The following is a 14821-nucleotide window of genomic DNA, read 5'->3' on the forward strand; positions in this document are numbered from 1 at the left end:
GTGTATATGCGTATTGAGATTGATAATTTTGATCATTACCGGAAATCTTGCCGTGAATTCCTTGAGCGTGAAATCGTCCCTGAGCATCAGAAATGGGAAGAGAACGGGCTGGTTGAGCGCACATTTTGGCAGAAATTAGGTCAGTCAGGGTTGTTAGGCATAAGTGTCAGCCCTGAATTCGGGGGATTGGGAAAACACGACTATCGGTTCGCCGTTATTCTGACAGAAGAACTCATCACGGCAGGTGTCACTGTACCCGGGATCGTGGCCCATAACGATATTGTTGCCAGCTACATTTTTGCCCTCGGGAATCAGGAACAGAAAAAGAGGTGGCTGCCGGAATTGTGCAGCGGACAACGGGTCGCCGCCATTGCCATGACGGAGTCGACTGGGGGTTCCAATACCGCAGACATCAAAACCGTGGCTAAACGCCGAGGGGATCACTATCTGGTGAATGGCGGTAAAGCTTACATCACCAATGGCATCAATGCGGACCTGATCGTGGTGGCGGTAAAAACAGAAGAGGGGCAACAAGGCCAGGGTATCAGTTTACTGGCAATAGAACGGGATATGCCCGGATTCACCAGAGGAGAGCCAGTAAAGAAAATCGGCTGGCATGGCAGCGATACGGCTGAACTCTTTTTCCATGACTGCAAGGTTCCTGTCACCAACCTGATTGGCCGTGAGAATCTTGGCAACTATTACTTTATGTCAGCCATGCCCCGCGAACGCCTCAGTATCTCAACCGTGGCGGTTGCCAGTGCAGAACATATATTGCAGAGCACACTGGAATATGTGAAAGAAAGAACGGCCTTCAATCAACCGATCGGCTCCTTTCAATACAACCGTTTTATTCTTGCGCAATTAGATACCGAAGTAAAAATTGCCCGCATTTACCTGGATAACGCCGTTGAACGCTTCAATCAGGGGCTGTTCAGTTTAGTGGATGCAGCCCGCATCAAGTGGTGGACGACCGAACTGCAAATGAAAGTGGCAGATCGTTGCCTGCAATTGCACGGCGGATTGGGTTATATGCGTGATTCCATTGCGGGTAAGAATTGGCTAAATAGCCGCGCCCAGACTATTTATGGCGGAACCAGCGAGGTGCTGCAAGAGATCATCAGTAAATCCATTGGGCTTTAAGTCACCGTGATAAGTGATTGGGGAGGATATATCAGCTATGAATAAGATGAACAGCCAGTCGTGTCTCATTCGATCAGTCAATGTCAATCAATGGAACTCGATCATTCTTAATTGGGCAACGGCCGAGAACTGGGATATGAATGTGGACGATGCAGCCTGTTTCTTTAGGGTAGATCCAGAGGCTTTTTTCATCGCCTATCGGGGTATGCAACCCATCGCCTCAATATCGATGGTGAGTTATTCCGATTTTTATTCGTTCGGTGGCAATTTCATCATACTACCCGAATTCCGCAATCACGTTTGCGCAGGAAAAATCTGGAAATGGTCTATGGACTATGCAGCACACCGCACAATTGGCTGTGATGGTAACTGGGATAGAACGCAACTCTACGCAAAAAGAGGATTTGCCATCCATTACCGCAATGTCCGGCTTTCCGGACTCATCACGCAAAAAATCACGCCACCAGCGGGGGCTATTCCGATTACACCCGCCAATATTGATGAAGTCATTAAATATGATGCTAAATGCATTGGTGTTTATCGGGGGGCATTACTGGCTAATTGGTTCTGGGGCAAAGAACGTTATGGCTTTTGTACTTATTCCGGAACGGAAATTTCCGGCGTTATTGGCATAAGACGATCGCAAAATGGCTACCGAATAGGCCCTTTCTTTGCCGATAACGCGGACGCTGTTGAAACATTAGCCCTTACCGCATTCGCACAGATCCCTGATGGTTTACCTGTATCGGTCGATGTTCCCGAAATCGATAACAATGAGTTTCTCCAATTGGCTAGCGAATATGGGCTAAAGGGACTGTTTAACACATACAGAATGTACAAAGGCAATCTCATACCAAAGGGGCGGCTGGATAAGGTCAAGGCCATTGCATCTTTGGAGTTAGGGTAATGGATATCAACAAGTCGCCATTACCTGAGTCGCAACATCATTAATATACTCATACGAGAGGTTATGTTATGGCAAATGAAACACCGACCTTATTTGAATGGATGGGGGGTCGAGAGGTGCTCATGAAGCTCATGGACACTTTTTATGCCAAGGTCGAAAAAGACGAGCTGCTTGCTCCGCTGTTTAAAAACATGAAATCCGATCACCCTGGTCATGTCGCCATGTGGTTGGAAGAAGTGCTCGGTGGAGAAAATCGCTATACCGAAGATCGGGGTGGCTTCAAAGTCATGTTAAGCCGTCACCGTGGCAGAAGCATTCAACCTGAACAAAGAAAGAGATGGGTGGAATTGTTGATGGCGTCAGCTGATGAAATTGGCTTACCTTCTGATCCTGAATTTCGTTCAGCCTTTGCCGGTTATATCGAATGGGGTTCACGCAGAGCGGAGGCCAATTCTCAGCCCAATGCGGTTCCTTCCCGTCGAGAAACTGTACCTAAGTGGGGATGGGGAGAAGCCCCCCCAGGAACGCCCTGATTTTTGAAGAAACTTAGAAGCAAAGAGGTGAGCTTATGCTGTTGGCTGTCAGTGACTTACATGTCTCTCATGCAACAAACAGGGCTATCGTCGAATCATTCAGGCCATCAGCACCTGATGATTGGCTGTTGCTGGCCGGTGATATTGCAGAGCAGGAATCAGACTTTACCTGGGTCATCAGTATGCTTTCCCAACGATTTGCTCAAGTCGTCTGGACGCCGGGCAACCATGAACTCTGGTGCACACCCAAAGATCAACTCAAGTTGCCCGGCGTACTGCGTTATGAACATCTGGTCAATATCTGCCGACAGCATAACGTACTCACCCCCGAAGATGAGTTTCGTCATTACCGCACAGGCAATGGTACAACGCTGACCATTGCCCCTGTTTTTACCCTATACGATTATTCATTTAGAAATACCTATGACTATACGGCGGAACAGGCCATAGATCGCGCTCGTCGTTGTGGTGTCATTAGCTCTGACGAATTCTTCCTGAAAACCTATCCCCATAGCAATGTTATCGATTGGTGTCGGGAACGTATCCAATATACCGAAAAACGCTTGAATGCCATTCCAGATGGCGAAGATATCGTACTTATCAGCCATTTCCCCATCATCCGCAAGCCGCTCGAATCCTTACGCAATAGCGAATTTTCCATTTGGTGTGGCAGTGAAAAAACGCATCAATGGGCATCAAGAAAAGGGATTCGTATAGTGGTATATGGACACTTACATATGCCTAATCTCGAATACATTCACGATGTTGCTCATTTAGAAGTCTCTTTGGGATATCCACGGGAATGGCAAGAGCGTCATAGCAAGGGTTCTTACTTAGTACAACTAGACGGGTTACTGGAACACGCTAACGCGTATAGCTAATCATCTATTTTTAGAATAAGAGGCTAATTTACCGATGAAGAATGATGAAATAATGCCACAGATAACACCTCGGATCTTAATTGGAGCAACCGGATCAGTGGATATCACCCTCCTCCCCAAATATCTTTCAGCAATTAAGGCGACGATTGACTGTACATTAACCGTATTGATGACAAACAATGCCACCACCTTTTTACCCGCCTCAACCGTAGCGCTCTATGCCGATCGGGTCATTAGCGGAGAGATGCCACACGATTGGCCAACAGACAAACCTTCACGCATTGTCGCGGATCATGACATTCTGGCCGTTTTACCTGCAACCGCTAACACACTTGCGACCGTTGCTTGTGGTGGCGCAACCCATCGATTAACCACAGTTATTCTGGCCTCCACATTTCCTGTGCTGTTTTTTCCTGTCATGGGGCACGTGATGTGGGAAAAAAAAAGCGACACGCCGCAATATCACGCAACTACGTGATGATGGTTATCACGTCATTGAACCCGTGTGGCGTGAAAATTTTGATGTTTCACTACAACGAAAGGTTGGGCATCCTTCATTACCGGATATTGAAACCGTTATTTCACTACTGAAACAACATCTTTCAGAGTAAGTTCGAGATTAATCGCGTTATGGTGTCCAAATCTCAGTGACATATCACCACAATGGGTTCTTTTAAAAGTTGTAGAATAAATATCTTTTAATATAGCATAAGTTTTATTTTCATCTATTTTGAGTCTGGTCAGAACATTGAAAATAAACACCTTAGAACCCATTTTATAACTATAAATCGGTAACTTATGTCACAATATCACAATCGTCCATTAAATAAACAAGATTATAAAACGCTGTCCTTAGCGGCTTTAGGTGGCGCTCTGGAATTTTACGACTTTATTATCTTTATCTTTTTTGCTGTTGCGCTTGGGGAACTCTTTTTCCCTGCGGATATACCTGAATGGCTCAGACAACTACAGACATTCGGTATTTTTGCAGCCGGTTATCTGGTTCGGCCTTTAGGTGGGATCGTCATGGCCCATTTTGGCGATCTCATTGGGCGTAAGAAAATGTTTTCACTCAGCATATTGTTGATGGCTCTACCCACTCTGGCTATCGGCCTGTTGCCCACCTATGACGTCATCGGTATTGCTGCCCCCATCCTGCTGCTCCTGATGCGGATTATGCAGGGAGCCGCAATTGGTGGGGAAGTGCCCGGAGCCTGGGTTTTTGTGGCAGAGCATGTTCCTCATAAACGCATCGGATTTGCCTGTGGTGTTTTAACGGCAGGATTGAGTTTGGGGATTTTATTTGGTTCTCTCGTCGCAACCATTATAACTTCGGTTTATTCCGGGCAGGAAGTCTTGGATTGGGCATGGCGTCTGCCATTTTTCTTAGGCGGTATTTTCGGTTTATGCGCCATGTATCTGCGCCGCTGGCTGCATGAAACCCCTGTCTTCAAAGAAATGCAGGAACGCAAAACGTTGGCAGAAGAGCTGCCACTAAAAACTGTCGTGTTTAATCACAAACGCGCCATCGCTATTTCCATGCTGCTGACATGGCTCCTTTCTGCTGGCATTGTCGTCGTTATCTTGATGACACCAACCTATATGCAGTCGGTATTTAAGCTGGAACAATCACTGACTTTGCAAGCAAACAGTCTGGCAGTCCTCTCATTAGCGATTGGCTGTATCTTTGTCGGATATTTATGCGACAAATGGGGAGCCGGTATCGTGCTGATTATCGGTTGCATTCTATTGGCTGCCACAACATGGTTTTTCTATCACAATATCAGCCATGAACCGCTCAAACTCTTTAGCGCTTATTCCCTCGCGGGTCTGACTGTTGGTGTGATTGGCGCTACGCCTTTTGTGATGGTGAAAAGCTATCCGCCAGAAGTCAGGTTTAGTGGCATTTCATTTGCCTATAATTTGGCTTATGCCATTTTCGGTGGACTGACACCGATCTTCGTCACCATACTGTTGGCCTATACCCCTCTGGCACCTGCCTACTATATGCTGACTTTATCGGCTGTTGGCCTGTTATTGGGGGTTTACTTGCGGAAGAAATCTCTCTGAAAAAGTGGGTAGGAAATCAGAGGATTAATAAAACACAGGATGAGCATAAATCACCCATCCTGTTAAAAACGGTTAAGCGTGTTTCACGTCACCAATTGGCAGCACAGTACGGCCATATTGTTCATTCAGCACTTCGGCCATTGCCAGATAGAAAGCACTCGCACCACAGATAACGCCTTCAAAACCCGCGAAGGTCAGGATGCTGGCATCACCGGTGATATTGCCGATTGCCAGCAATGCGAACAGCAACGTCAGGCTGCCAAATACAAATTGCAGGACACGGTTAGCTTTCAACGTACCAAAGAACATAAACAGTGTGAAAATTCCCCACAGGGCGAGATAAACACCAAGGAACTCTTGGCTGGTTGCTTCAGCCAGCCCCATCTTCGGCAGGAAAAGCAACGCAATCAGGCTCAACCAGAACAAACCATAAGAGGTAAATGCGGTTGCAGCAAACGTATTTCCTTTTTTGTACTCAAAGATGCCGGCCAGCACCTGAGCCAAACCACCGTAAAAAATTCCCATACTCAAAATTGCGGATGCCAATGGGAAAAAACCTGCATTGTGCAGATTCAACAAAATGGTTGTCATGCCAAAACCCATTAAACCCAATGGGCCTGGGTTCGCCAACTGATTAGAATGCATACTTCCCCTAGAAAATACAAATAAAACAAAATATTAAAAAGCGTTCCTGACACTTTCCCGCGCCAGGAAATCATAAAAGGCGGCGAATCATAATGTGATGGCATCAACTACACAATGGCCTGCGGAAAATTTTTTTATTAAATCTCAATTTTTTTTTCAATTCTCCCCTTGATGATGAGATGAATGACCCCATCTAAGTCTCAACTACAGTTACTACTGAATATTTCGGCATTAGCTGGAAAACAAAATGAGGAATTTCTGGCGAACAACGCCATTGAAAAGCAGACATTCATCCTCATATAGCTTAGTAACTTGACCGAATATATGAATTCTTTGTGGAGGCGTTTAGATGGGTAAAATCATTGGTATCGACTTGGGAACTACCAATTCTTGTGTAGCAATTATGGACGGCACAACCACTCGTGTGCTGGAAAACAGTGAAGGTGATCGTACCACTCCTTCTATCATCGCATATACTCAGGATGGTGAAACTCTGGTTGGTCAACCAGCTAAACGTCAGGCTGTTACTAACCCGCAAAACACGTTGTTCGCCATTAAGCGTTTGATTGGCCGTCGTTTTCAGGACGAAGAAGTGCAGCGTGACGTCGCTATCATGCCATACAAAATCATGGCGGCGGATAACGGTGATGCATGGCTGGAAGTGAAAGGCCAGAAAATGGCACCCCCTCAGATTTCTGCTGAAGTTCTGAAAAAAATGAAGAAAACAGCGGAAGACTATCTGGGTGAACCAGTAACCGAAGCGGTTATCACTGTTCCAGCCTACTTCAACGATGCACAACGTCAGGCAACTAAAGATGCTGGCCGTATCGCGGGTCTGGAAGTTAAGCGTATCATCAACGAACCAACTGCTGCTGCGCTGGCTTACGGTCTGGATAAAGAAGTGGGTAACCGCACCATCGCGGTTTATGACCTGGGTGGCGGTACTTTCGATATCTCTATCATTGAAATCGATGAAGTTGATGGCGAAAAAACGTATGAAGTTCTGGCGACCAATGGTGATACCCACTTGGGTGGTGAAGACTTCGACAACCGCATGATCAACTATCTGGTTGACGAATTTAAGAAAGAACAAGGCATCGACCTGCGTAATGACCCACTGGCAATGCAGCGTCTGAAAGAAGCAGCAGAAAAAGCGAAAATCGAACTTTCTTCTGCACAACAGACTGACGTAAACCTGCCATACATCACAGCGGATGCGACCGGTCCTAAGCACATGAACATTAAAGTTACCCGTGCAAAACTGGAATCTCTGGTTGAAGACCTGGTTAAACGTTCTATCGAGCCGTTGAAAGTTGCACTGAATGACGCCGGCCTGTCTGTCACTGACGTTCAGGATGTGATTCTGGTTGGTGGTCAGACTCGTATGCCACTGGTGCAGAAAGCCGTTGCCGATTTCTTCGGCCAAGAGCCACGTAAAGACGTGAACCCAGACGAAGCAGTTGCAATGGGTGCAGCGGTTCAGGGCGGTGTACTGGCCGGTGAAGTGAAAGATGTTCTGCTGCTGGACGTCACTCCACTGTCTCTGGGTATCGAAACCATGGGCGGCGTGATGACTTCCCTGATCACTAAGAACACCACTATTCCAACTAAACATAGTCAAGTGTTCTCTACAGCGGAAGACAACCAATCTGCGGTAACGATCCACGTACTGCAAGGTGAACGTAAGCGTGCCGGTGATAACAAATCTCTGGGTCAGTTCAATCTGGATGGTATTCAGCCAGCATTGCGCGGTACTCCGCAGATCGAAGTAACTTTCGATATTGATGCTGACGGCATCCTGCACGTTTCTGCGAAAGACAAAAACTCAGGTCGTGAGCAGAACATCACCATCAAAGCATCTTCTGGTCTGAATGAAGAGGAAATCCAGCAGATGGTACGTGATGCAGAAGCAAACGCAGAAGCTGACCGTAAGTTTGAAGAGCTGGTTCAGATTCGTAACCAGGCTGACCAACTGATCCACGGCACCCGTAAGCAAGTTGAAGAAGCAGGCGACAAGCTGACAGAGGACGATAAAGCAGCAATCGAGAAAGCAACTTCTGAACTGGAAACGGCGGCGAAAAGCGAAGACAAAGCTCAAATCGAAGCGAAGATCCAAGCTCTGGTTGAAGCCTCTCAGAAACTCCTGGAAATTGCCCAACAGCAAGCCCAGGCTGGTGCTGGTGCTGCCGATGCAGGCACAAGCAACGCAAAGAAAGATGACGACGTTGTAGACGCTGAGTTCGAAGAAGTTAAAGACAAAAAATAATAGCCCTTAGCGGGCAAAGTAACAGGGCGCCTGTTACTTGTTAACTGGCACGGGCGTTGAGGTAACTCCACGCCCGTGCGTGCGTGTTAAGGGTAGACAATACGATGGCAAAAAAAAGATTATTACGAAGTTTTGGGCGTTTCCAAAACCGCAGATGAAAAAGAGATCAAAAAAGCCTATAAACGGCTGGCAATGAAACATCACCCTGACCGTAATCAGGGAGATAAAGGATCAGAAAGTAAATTCAAAGAAATTAAAGAAGCGTATGAGATCCTGACAGATCCTCAGAAACGTGCCGCTTATGACCAATATGGTCACGCTGCCTTTGAACAGGGTGGCATGGGCGGTGGCGCGGGTGGTGGAGCTGACTTTAGCGATATCTTTGGTGACGTTTTCGGAGATATTTTCGGGGGTGGCCGTCGTCAACAGCGTCCTAGTCGTGGTTCAGACCTGCGTTACAGCATGGAATTAACCCTGGAAGAAGCTGTCCGTGGTGTGACCAAAGAGATCCGCATTCCAACTCTGGAATTTTGCGATACCTGCCATGGTAGCGGCGCCAAAGCGGGCACCAGCCCAGAAACCTGTCCAACCTGTCACGGTGCAGGCCAGGTACAAATGCGCCAGGGGTTCTTCGCAGTCCAACAGCCTTGTCCTCAATGTCACGGGCGCGGAAAAATCATCAAAGAGCCTTGCGGTAAATGTCATGGACATGGTCGCGTTGAAAAATACAAAACACTGTCCGTTAAAATTCCAGCCGGCGTTGACACCGGTGATCGCATTCGCTTAAGCGGTGAAGGTGAAGCCGGTGAACACGGTGCACCATCCGGCGATTTGTACGTTCAGGTTCAAGTCAAATCTCACCATATCTTCGAGCGTGATGGCAGCAACCTCTATTGTGAAGTCCCGATCAACTTCGCAACGGCGGCATTGGGTGGCGAAATTGAAGTTCCAACCCTTGATGGCCGCGTCAGCCTGAAAATTCCTGCGGAAACCCAGACTGGTAAGCTGTTCCGTATGAAAGGTAAAGGTGTTAAATCCGTCCGTGGTGGTGTTCAAGGCGATTTGCTGTGCCGTGTCGTCGTAGAAACACCGGTTAAACTGAATGAAGAGCAAAAAGAATTAATGCGTCAATTAGGCGAATCCTTTGGCGGGAAAAGCGGTGAAACCAATAGCCCTCGCTCCAAGAGTTTCCTTGATGGTGTGAAGAAATTTTTTGATGATCTGACCAAGTAATTTAATGCTGTTGTGAGATCTCTGATAAATCCCGCCTGATTATTTTTCTAATGTACTGGCGGGATTTCTAATTTATTAAGCCACCTTCAATTTTAAAGGGAAGTTACCCCAGCTTAGTAGCAATCACCCCAGCCACAATCACAATACAAGCCAATAATCGCATTTTGCTAAACGGCTCTCGCAAGATAACAACTGACAATAACATCGCAAATAACACGCTAGTTTCGCGTAATGCAGCAACCAGCACGATGGGGGCATGGCTCATCGCCCAAATCACGATGCCATAGCTGAGTACTTGCATCAGCCCACCCAATAGCCCCTGTTTCCAATATTGGTGAAGCTTCCTTCCGGCGGTACTCCAATATTTGCAATACATCATCGCCCCCATGACCCAACCATTAATAGCAAACAGCCACAAGATATAAGCCAAGGTATTACCGCTCACTCTGGAACCAATACCATCACGGTAAATATTGCAAATTTAGTTCATTTGTTTGATTTATAACTATTTTATTGGGTTCTGATTATTATTTATTTGCTGTATGCAATACACATTGCAATACACAATGATTTGATGATGAACTATGTAAGGTAGTTTTGCTTTAAGGATGCTAATTTGGAGAACGGTCAATAAATCTCGTCGGTGGTGAGAGGTCAGTACGCTAAACATACCAACCTTGTGAGGGGTTACAGCGTATTTCGTCGGAACCAGTTAAAGAGGAAGTTAACTGATAGTTCAGCCTATCTATGTGAATAGGCTACCCAATAGTTTTGGGCTGGCTGAACTCTTCTTCTAATTTAGAATGGGTAAAGAGGGATATTTCCTCTGGTGCTACTCTGTCCGTAAAGCATTGATGCCGATACAGGCATTTCGATAACCGCTTTCACACTCTTATCAATTTTCTCAATAATCCCTGTTCTAGGACCATTTATCCATGCATCACTTTTATAAAATCTGGCCTGTATAACCGTCAGTTCGTCCATATCTTCAAATGCCCGGATAAGGTAATAACAATCTGGATCATGCTGGGAGCTACCAAAACTAATAACATCAATCCCCTGTGAGCGATGCAATGGAACGCTGATATTTACCATGATTTCATGAAACTGACTGCCGGTTCCTTTTTTTAATTCGTACTGGAGTATTTCGATGATCTTGTTGTCCATGTATTCACCTTACGCATTGTTATTCTTAATAATGTGAGCATAGCGGATAATACCGGAAATATGGCAGCCGTATAGCTATTAAGCGATTGAAGAAACCGCCAACTGATAGCCCTGCCAGTAAGAAGATTTCCCAGTAACTGTGATTTCCTGACCCTTCCGCAATAGCATCACTGACAGCGCCACCTCATCAAAGCCAACGACACGCAGCGGGTAATCACTGCGCTTCTCGCTCTGTACCTGCATGGTGGCAACTGCCATTACTTTACCTGTCTGACACTTGATGCGCTTGGGTGCGATGGTAACCTTCCCTGTTACCGTAGCGACTATCGAGGGGGCGTTCTTCTTCGGTTTTCGTGCCATTTTCCACCGCCTGTAGATGGTTGGTTTTTCAATCATGATGAAAATCAGTTGGTTGCATAACTGCGAACGTAATGCGTATGCAGTGACATTAAGTAACCCTGTACAGGACGGCTTAAACTCAAGCCCTCCTGCGTTGTGATTTCCACAATAGAGATTTTTCGAAAATCACGCTCTAACGAAAAAATCGCAAAATAACTGTACCATCTGTACCACTTGCAATATTTTATAATAATATCATAATGTTAAGTTGGTACAGATACGAAAAATAACTGTCAATAACTGCGCCATATCTGTACCACCGCTCACGGAAGCAATGACCTGTGGCAACCATGGGGATTTCCACCATAGTTGACTAACTCATTGATTTTGCCGAGAACGTCACTTTGACCCAACTATCACAATTTCCGTGATGGTTAATTATGGTTAATTTATGTGCTGGGCAAATGCAATAAATATACATTATTTCAGTGCATTGCGTGGACATAACGAGCTGGACAAAACGACTTAACTCATTGTTTTTGGATCTCTATTTTGAGCGCAAGGGTTCGGGTTAATTTTCACTGCCTCCGTTTGAAACAGAAGTGCGCTGATTTAAAGGTGTGATATCCCACCTTGGGTATGGTGATTTCCCCTATACCTTTTGCTTATGTACATGCCGGATTATCCCGTATGTAACTCAGGGACTAACTGTCAGCCTGATAGCGGAGCAAAGCCAGAATTCGGGATTAGGTAATAACTTATTGATATTTAATCAGAAGTCATATTTGGCGTTTGGTCATAGTCCAACTGACCGAATTATTTTGAGTTGATTACCTCGTTGCATGGAACAAGAACTACACCTCTTTAAGAGGTTCAGTTTGATCACCGAAAATATCGGTATGCAAACTGGTGACCATTTGTCCCGACGAAATTTGTCGATGCAAAATCCGATAATCGGACTTTGGGTGTGACTGACAGTTGGTCAGTCGCAAATAACTTTGTGCATAAATAATATTGACTCACAATTTGAGCGTCAGTCATGCTGACTCACAGAATTTGCACAACTCTTTAAGATGTGTGCAAAAGATCGAGACAGAAACAAAGGGTTAATGCGTTTTACCCAGCTCGTTATGTCCACGCAATGCACTGAAATAATGTATATTTATTGCATTTGCCCAGCTCATAAATCAACTGTGGCGATTTCCACCACAGTTAATGGTCAGGATTTTGACCATCTACGGCAACTATAGGGATTTCCACCATAGTTGATTAACTCATTGATTTTAAATAACTCCGCCCCTGTGCCGGAAATAAGTAAAATCAGTAAGTTACGTTAAATGGGATTTAAAATCCCTTTTAACTGTTTGATATTACTTAATTCCTGCTCAGAACCGGAATTCCTGCACCATGCGGGAATTAGATTAAATCAATGCGTTACCTAAATTCCGCCTATGAGAATAGCTTGATCTCTGGGTTGGGTCTTACCAGCACATTCGCTTTTATGCTGTATGACTGGCTTAAATCGTTAAACTTGGTTTCTGCGGGAACCCCGTCCATCAGATACACTGAGCAATCTTTACCATAGGGCATAACCTGTAGCATATGCCGTTCTGTCAGCAGAGTTATAGCGGCTTTTATCTCCGCTTCATCAAGCCCAGTTTGTTCTTGTAATATCGCATGAGGACATACTACTGCCCGATCAAATGCTCCCCCGGCAGAGCCATAGAGAAAGCGATACAGGTCAGCGGCGTTTTTATCTACTGTTTCAACTTCTTTAACTTTTTTGTGTTCTAAAACAATTTCCTGACAAAGGTCGATGCACTGGTCACAAATATGAACAGCCGGACCTGCGATTAGTGCTTTGACCTCGTTTCCTGATTTACCACAAAATGAACAATATGGATTTGCAGCCATAACAACACCCTGATAGTTAATAATTATCGCTATTCTAAAAGATAAACGCAGAAGGTAAAGGGGACGGCTTAATTTCAAGCCCTCCCATTGGCTGTGTGGTGTGTATGGACTGTTTCTTACTGGCAGGCGTATAAGCCTTTATCACACCGTAGCGGCTTCATCATCAAGGCTTAACTCCTCCATCGCCTCATAGATGATTTCCTGCAATGCGGCGACGAATTCAGCATCAGTGGATGTTGTCGCCAATGCCCTCAGTCGGGGGCCATGTTCAGGGGCTATCGCAATTAATCGGGTACGCATCCGTGAGTATTCCTCGCTAACCTTGTTCACCATATCCTGCCAGGGCAATACCTCACCGGATTTGATGCTGTGCTCCAGTTTCACCAGTTCCGCCAGATAGTGCTCTTTGATGGCTTTAGATTCTTCTATGGGGCGAACCTGAACACTACCGCCGTGCAATTCGTCATAAACTGCCTTTGCACGCACCTCCAGAGACTCAGCCTCTGAGTGGCTGTCTTTCTTCGCGTTCTCTGCCCGGGGATCGGTGCTATCAATATATTGCCTGCGCCATGCATCAACCGCTTCAACATTAATATATCTTCCCACCCTGGGTGGAAAGGTCTGGTGTTTGGCCCAGTCGTAAATGGTCTGACGGGTAACGCCAGCATGTTCCGCATACTTTGAGATGCTCATGGTTTTCATGGCTTGAGTGCTCCGGCTGTTTTGATTAATTGCGGGCGAAACTTTGCTTTCGCTTGCTCCGAACGAGGCAGATCCTTTGTTGTCAATTCCGCAATGGTTGAACGCCATTGGTCAGATTTTTGTGTCTGTGGTAACGCGTCAATGTCTGGTGTGTTTGTCATCGTTTTGCTTCCTGAATGCCGGGTCAGAGTGTCAAATGTAAAGTGTCAAATGGGACTTTACACTTGACACTGACTTGACACTTTTTTGTCAAGTGATCCCACGGTGGAATGCGGGTTTGCGGGGGAAAAGTGTCAAATGTGTAAAACAAATTTGAAATCTCATAGCTAGTGAAAAAACACGACGCGCAATGCCCGTGATATATCAATGCGTTGGGAAGGACCCGAAAAGTTATTCGCCTCGATATAGCTCTAACATCTGCCACCTGTACGCCTGCCCCTGTCTCTCCTGTTCTTCATATGCCTTGCGTTCCTCTTCTTTCTCTTGCCGTTGACGTCCTGCAATACTCTCTGCTGAATGAGGATTATTACGATGCATAAAATCACTCGTCCTCTGGATTAATGCCTGTATCTCATCCCCGGTCATCGGCTCAATGTATTGCTCCAGCTTCTCACCGGCTGCCCGAAGTGAGGCCCGATAACCGTTGGCATCATCGGTTCTCATACTGTAGTTGAAGGCTTCCTGATTCTTGTCTTTATCGTCTAGCAGTTCCCAACCTGAGCAGGCAGCTTCCATCTTGCGCGTGGTGTATTGGCTAAGGTGGCGATAGCTCTCACTGAGCATTTCGATAGCAGATTCGTGAGATGTGTGATTGTCGATAAGGTGCAGCGCATAGACAGGATTGTTCTTGGCCTCCTGACTACTGGCTATCCAGTGGGCGTTACTGTGTGTATCAGTAGCGTGCTCTTCCTGTGGTTCTGGAACATCCAATGAGCGCCAAGAAACATAACGCCCGGTATAACCACGGGCACGGTTTGCATCTGGGCGTAGATGGCTAAAGGAGTATAAGTCAGACCTCATG

At 46.0% G+C, this 14821-nt stretch carries 15 protein-coding genes and 1 pseudogene; 8 read left to right on the plus strand and 8 right to left on the minus strand.

Translation table 11 applies throughout. The features are described from left to right. The first annotated feature begins 6 nt into the window (after nt 1-6). The 6 genes from PXH59_RS18430 (at nt 7) to PXH59_RS18455 (ending at nt 5534) form a co-directional block, all read left to right on the plus strand. On the plus strand, nt 7-1143 hold the full coding sequence (locus PXH59_RS18430; protein ID WP_285809575.1) for an acyl-CoA dehydrogenase family protein: 1137 nt from the start codon (nt 7-9) through the stop codon (nt 1141-1143). 37 nt (nt 1144-1180) lie between these two features. Further along, complete coding sequence (locus tag PXH59_RS18435; RefSeq protein ID WP_285809576.1) at nt 1181-2050, plus strand: GNAT family N-acetyltransferase; 870 nt, start codon at nt 1181-1183, stop codon at nt 2048-2050. Between the two features lie 68 nt (nt 2051-2118). Beyond that, nucleotides 2119-2583 carry a group II truncated hemoglobin gene (locus PXH59_RS18440; protein ID WP_047766723.1) on the plus strand — a complete coding sequence of 155 codons (465 nt, stop codon included), beginning with the start codon at nt 2119-2121 and terminating at the stop codon, nt 2581-2583. 35 nt (nt 2584-2618) lie between these two features. Continuing rightward, the gene (locus PXH59_RS18445) at nt 2619-3464 is read left to right on the plus strand and encodes a metallophosphoesterase family protein (RefSeq protein ID WP_285809578.1); all 846 of its coding nucleotides are present in this window, start codon (nt 2619-2621) and stop codon (nt 3462-3464) included. Nucleotides 3465-3498: 34 nt separating this feature from the next. Continuing rightward, nucleotides 3499-3942, plus strand: coding sequence for a flavoprotein (locus PXH59_RS18450; RefSeq protein ID WP_285809579.1), 444 nt, complete (start codon nt 3499-3501; stop codon nt 3940-3942). A 320-nt stretch (nt 3943-4262) separates the two neighbouring features. Next, on the plus strand, nt 4263-5534 hold the full coding sequence (locus PXH59_RS18455; RefSeq protein WP_285809581.1) for an MFS transporter: 1272 nt from the start codon (nt 4263-4265) through the stop codon (nt 5532-5534). A 72-nt stretch (nt 5535-5606) separates the two neighbouring features. Here PXH59_RS18455 and satP read toward each other — a convergent pair whose 3' ends face one another. Further along, nucleotides 5607-6179: an acetate uptake transporter gene (gene satP / locus PXH59_RS18460; RefSeq protein ID WP_285809582.1), complete on the minus strand. Its 573-nt coding sequence runs from the start codon at nt 6177-6179 to the stop codon at nt 5607-5609. Between the two features lie 349 nt (nt 6180-6528). On the opposite strand from satP, the gene dnaK reads away from it, so the two are divergent. Together dnaK and dnaJ are read left to right on the plus strand one after the other, a co-directional pair. Continuing rightward, nucleotides 6529-8445, plus strand: coding sequence for a molecular chaperone DnaK (gene dnaK / locus PXH59_RS18465; RefSeq protein WP_285809584.1), 1917 nt, complete (start codon nt 6529-6531; stop codon nt 8443-8445). Between the two features lie 99 nt (nt 8446-8544). Continuing rightward, a complete protein-coding gene (gene dnaJ / locus PXH59_RS18470) occupies nt 8545-9678 on the plus strand; it encodes a molecular chaperone DnaJ (RefSeq protein WP_285811823.1) in 1134 nt (377 codons plus the stop codon). A 103-nt stretch (nt 9679-9781) separates the two neighbouring features. Here dnaJ and PXH59_RS18475 read toward each other — a convergent pair whose 3' ends face one another. The 7 genes and pseudogenes from PXH59_RS18475 to PXH59_RS18505 form a co-directional block, all read right to left on the minus strand. Further along, a complete protein-coding gene (locus PXH59_RS18475) occupies nt 9782-10123 on the minus strand; it encodes an EamA family transporter (RefSeq protein WP_285809586.1) in 342 nt (113 codons plus the stop codon). A gap of 353 nt (nt 10124-10476) precedes the next feature. Further along, nucleotides 10477-10845, minus strand: coding sequence for an NIPSNAP family protein (locus PXH59_RS18480; protein WP_285809588.1), 369 nt, complete (start codon nt 10843-10845; stop codon nt 10477-10479). 78 nt (nt 10846-10923) lie between these two features. Continuing rightward, entirely contained in the window at nt 10924-11205 is a 282-nt protein-coding gene (locus PXH59_RS18485) for a hypothetical protein (protein WP_285809590.1), read from the minus strand. A 1746-nt stretch (nt 11206-12951) separates the two neighbouring features. Then, nucleotides 12952-13098, minus strand: a pseudogene (locus PXH59_RS18490) (ClpX C4-type zinc finger protein); the annotation flags it as partial. Between the two features lie 141 nt (nt 13099-13239). Continuing rightward, nucleotides 13240-13800: a MerR family transcriptional regulator gene (locus PXH59_RS18495; protein WP_285809592.1), complete on the minus strand. Its 561-nt coding sequence runs from the start codon at nt 13798-13800 to the stop codon at nt 13240-13242. Beyond that, on the minus strand, nt 13797-13961 hold the full coding sequence (locus tag PXH59_RS18500; RefSeq protein ID WP_285809595.1) for a hypothetical protein: 165 nt from the start codon (nt 13959-13961) through the stop codon (nt 13797-13799). The genes PXH59_RS18495 and PXH59_RS18500 overlap by 4 nt, the downstream gene beginning before the upstream one ends. Before the next feature lie 229 nt (nt 13962-14190). Continuing rightward, complete coding sequence (locus tag PXH59_RS18505) at nt 14191-14820, minus strand: hypothetical protein (RefSeq protein WP_285809596.1); 630 nt, start codon at nt 14818-14820, stop codon at nt 14191-14193. Between the last annotated feature and the right edge of the window lies 1 nt (nt 14821).

The organism is Xenorhabdus bakwenae (assembly GCF_030272115.1).
Classification (GTDB): Bacteria; Pseudomonadota; Gammaproteobacteria; order Enterobacterales; family Enterobacteriaceae; genus Xenorhabdus; species Xenorhabdus bakwenae.

Excerpts from the sequence above, each read along its gene's own strand:
- PXH59_RS18430 (WP_285809575.1), top strand. The coding sequence starts at position 7 with ATGCGTATTGAGATTGATAATTTTGATCATTACCGGAAATCTTGCCGT.
- PXH59_RS18435 (WP_285809576.1), top strand. The coding sequence starts at position 1,181 with ATGAATAAGATGAACAGCCAGTCGTGTCTCATTCGATCAGTCAATGTC.
- PXH59_RS18440 (WP_047766723.1), top strand. The coding sequence starts at position 2,119 with ATGGCAAATGAAACACCGACCTTATTTGAATGGATGGGGGGTCGAGAG.
- PXH59_RS18445 (WP_285809578.1), top strand. The coding sequence starts at position 2,619 with ATGCTGTTGGCTGTCAGTGACTTACATGTCTCTCATGCAACAAACAGG.
- PXH59_RS18450 (WP_285809579.1), top strand. The coding sequence starts at position 3,499 with ATGAAGAATGATGAAATAATGCCACAGATAACACCTCGGATCTTAATT.
- PXH59_RS18455 (WP_285809581.1), top strand. The coding sequence starts at position 4,263 with ATGTCACAATATCACAATCGTCCATTAAATAAACAAGATTATAAAACG.
- satP (WP_285809582.1), bottom strand. The coding sequence starts at position 6,179 with ATGCATTCTAATCAGTTGGCGAACCCAGGCCCATTGGGTTTAATGGGT.
- dnaK (WP_285809584.1), top strand. The coding sequence starts at position 6,529 with ATGGGTAAAATCATTGGTATCGACTTGGGAACTACCAATTCTTGTGTA.
- PXH59_RS18480 (WP_285809588.1), bottom strand. The coding sequence starts at position 10,845 with ATGGACAACAAGATCATCGAAATACTCCAGTACGAATTAAAAAAAGGA.
- PXH59_RS18485 (WP_285809590.1), bottom strand. The coding sequence starts at position 11,205 with ATGGCACGAAAACCGAAGAAGAACGCCCCCTCGATAGTCGCTACGGTA.
- PXH59_RS18495 (WP_285809592.1), bottom strand. The coding sequence starts at position 13,800 with ATGAAAACCATGAGCATCTCAAAGTATGCGGAACATGCTGGCGTTACC.
- PXH59_RS18500 (WP_285809595.1), bottom strand. The coding sequence starts at position 13,961 with ATGACAAACACACCAGACATTGACGCGTTACCACAGACACAAAAATCT.
- PXH59_RS18505 (WP_285809596.1), bottom strand. The coding sequence starts at position 14,820 with ATGAGGTCTGACTTATACTCCTTTAGCCATCTACGCCCAGATGCAAAC.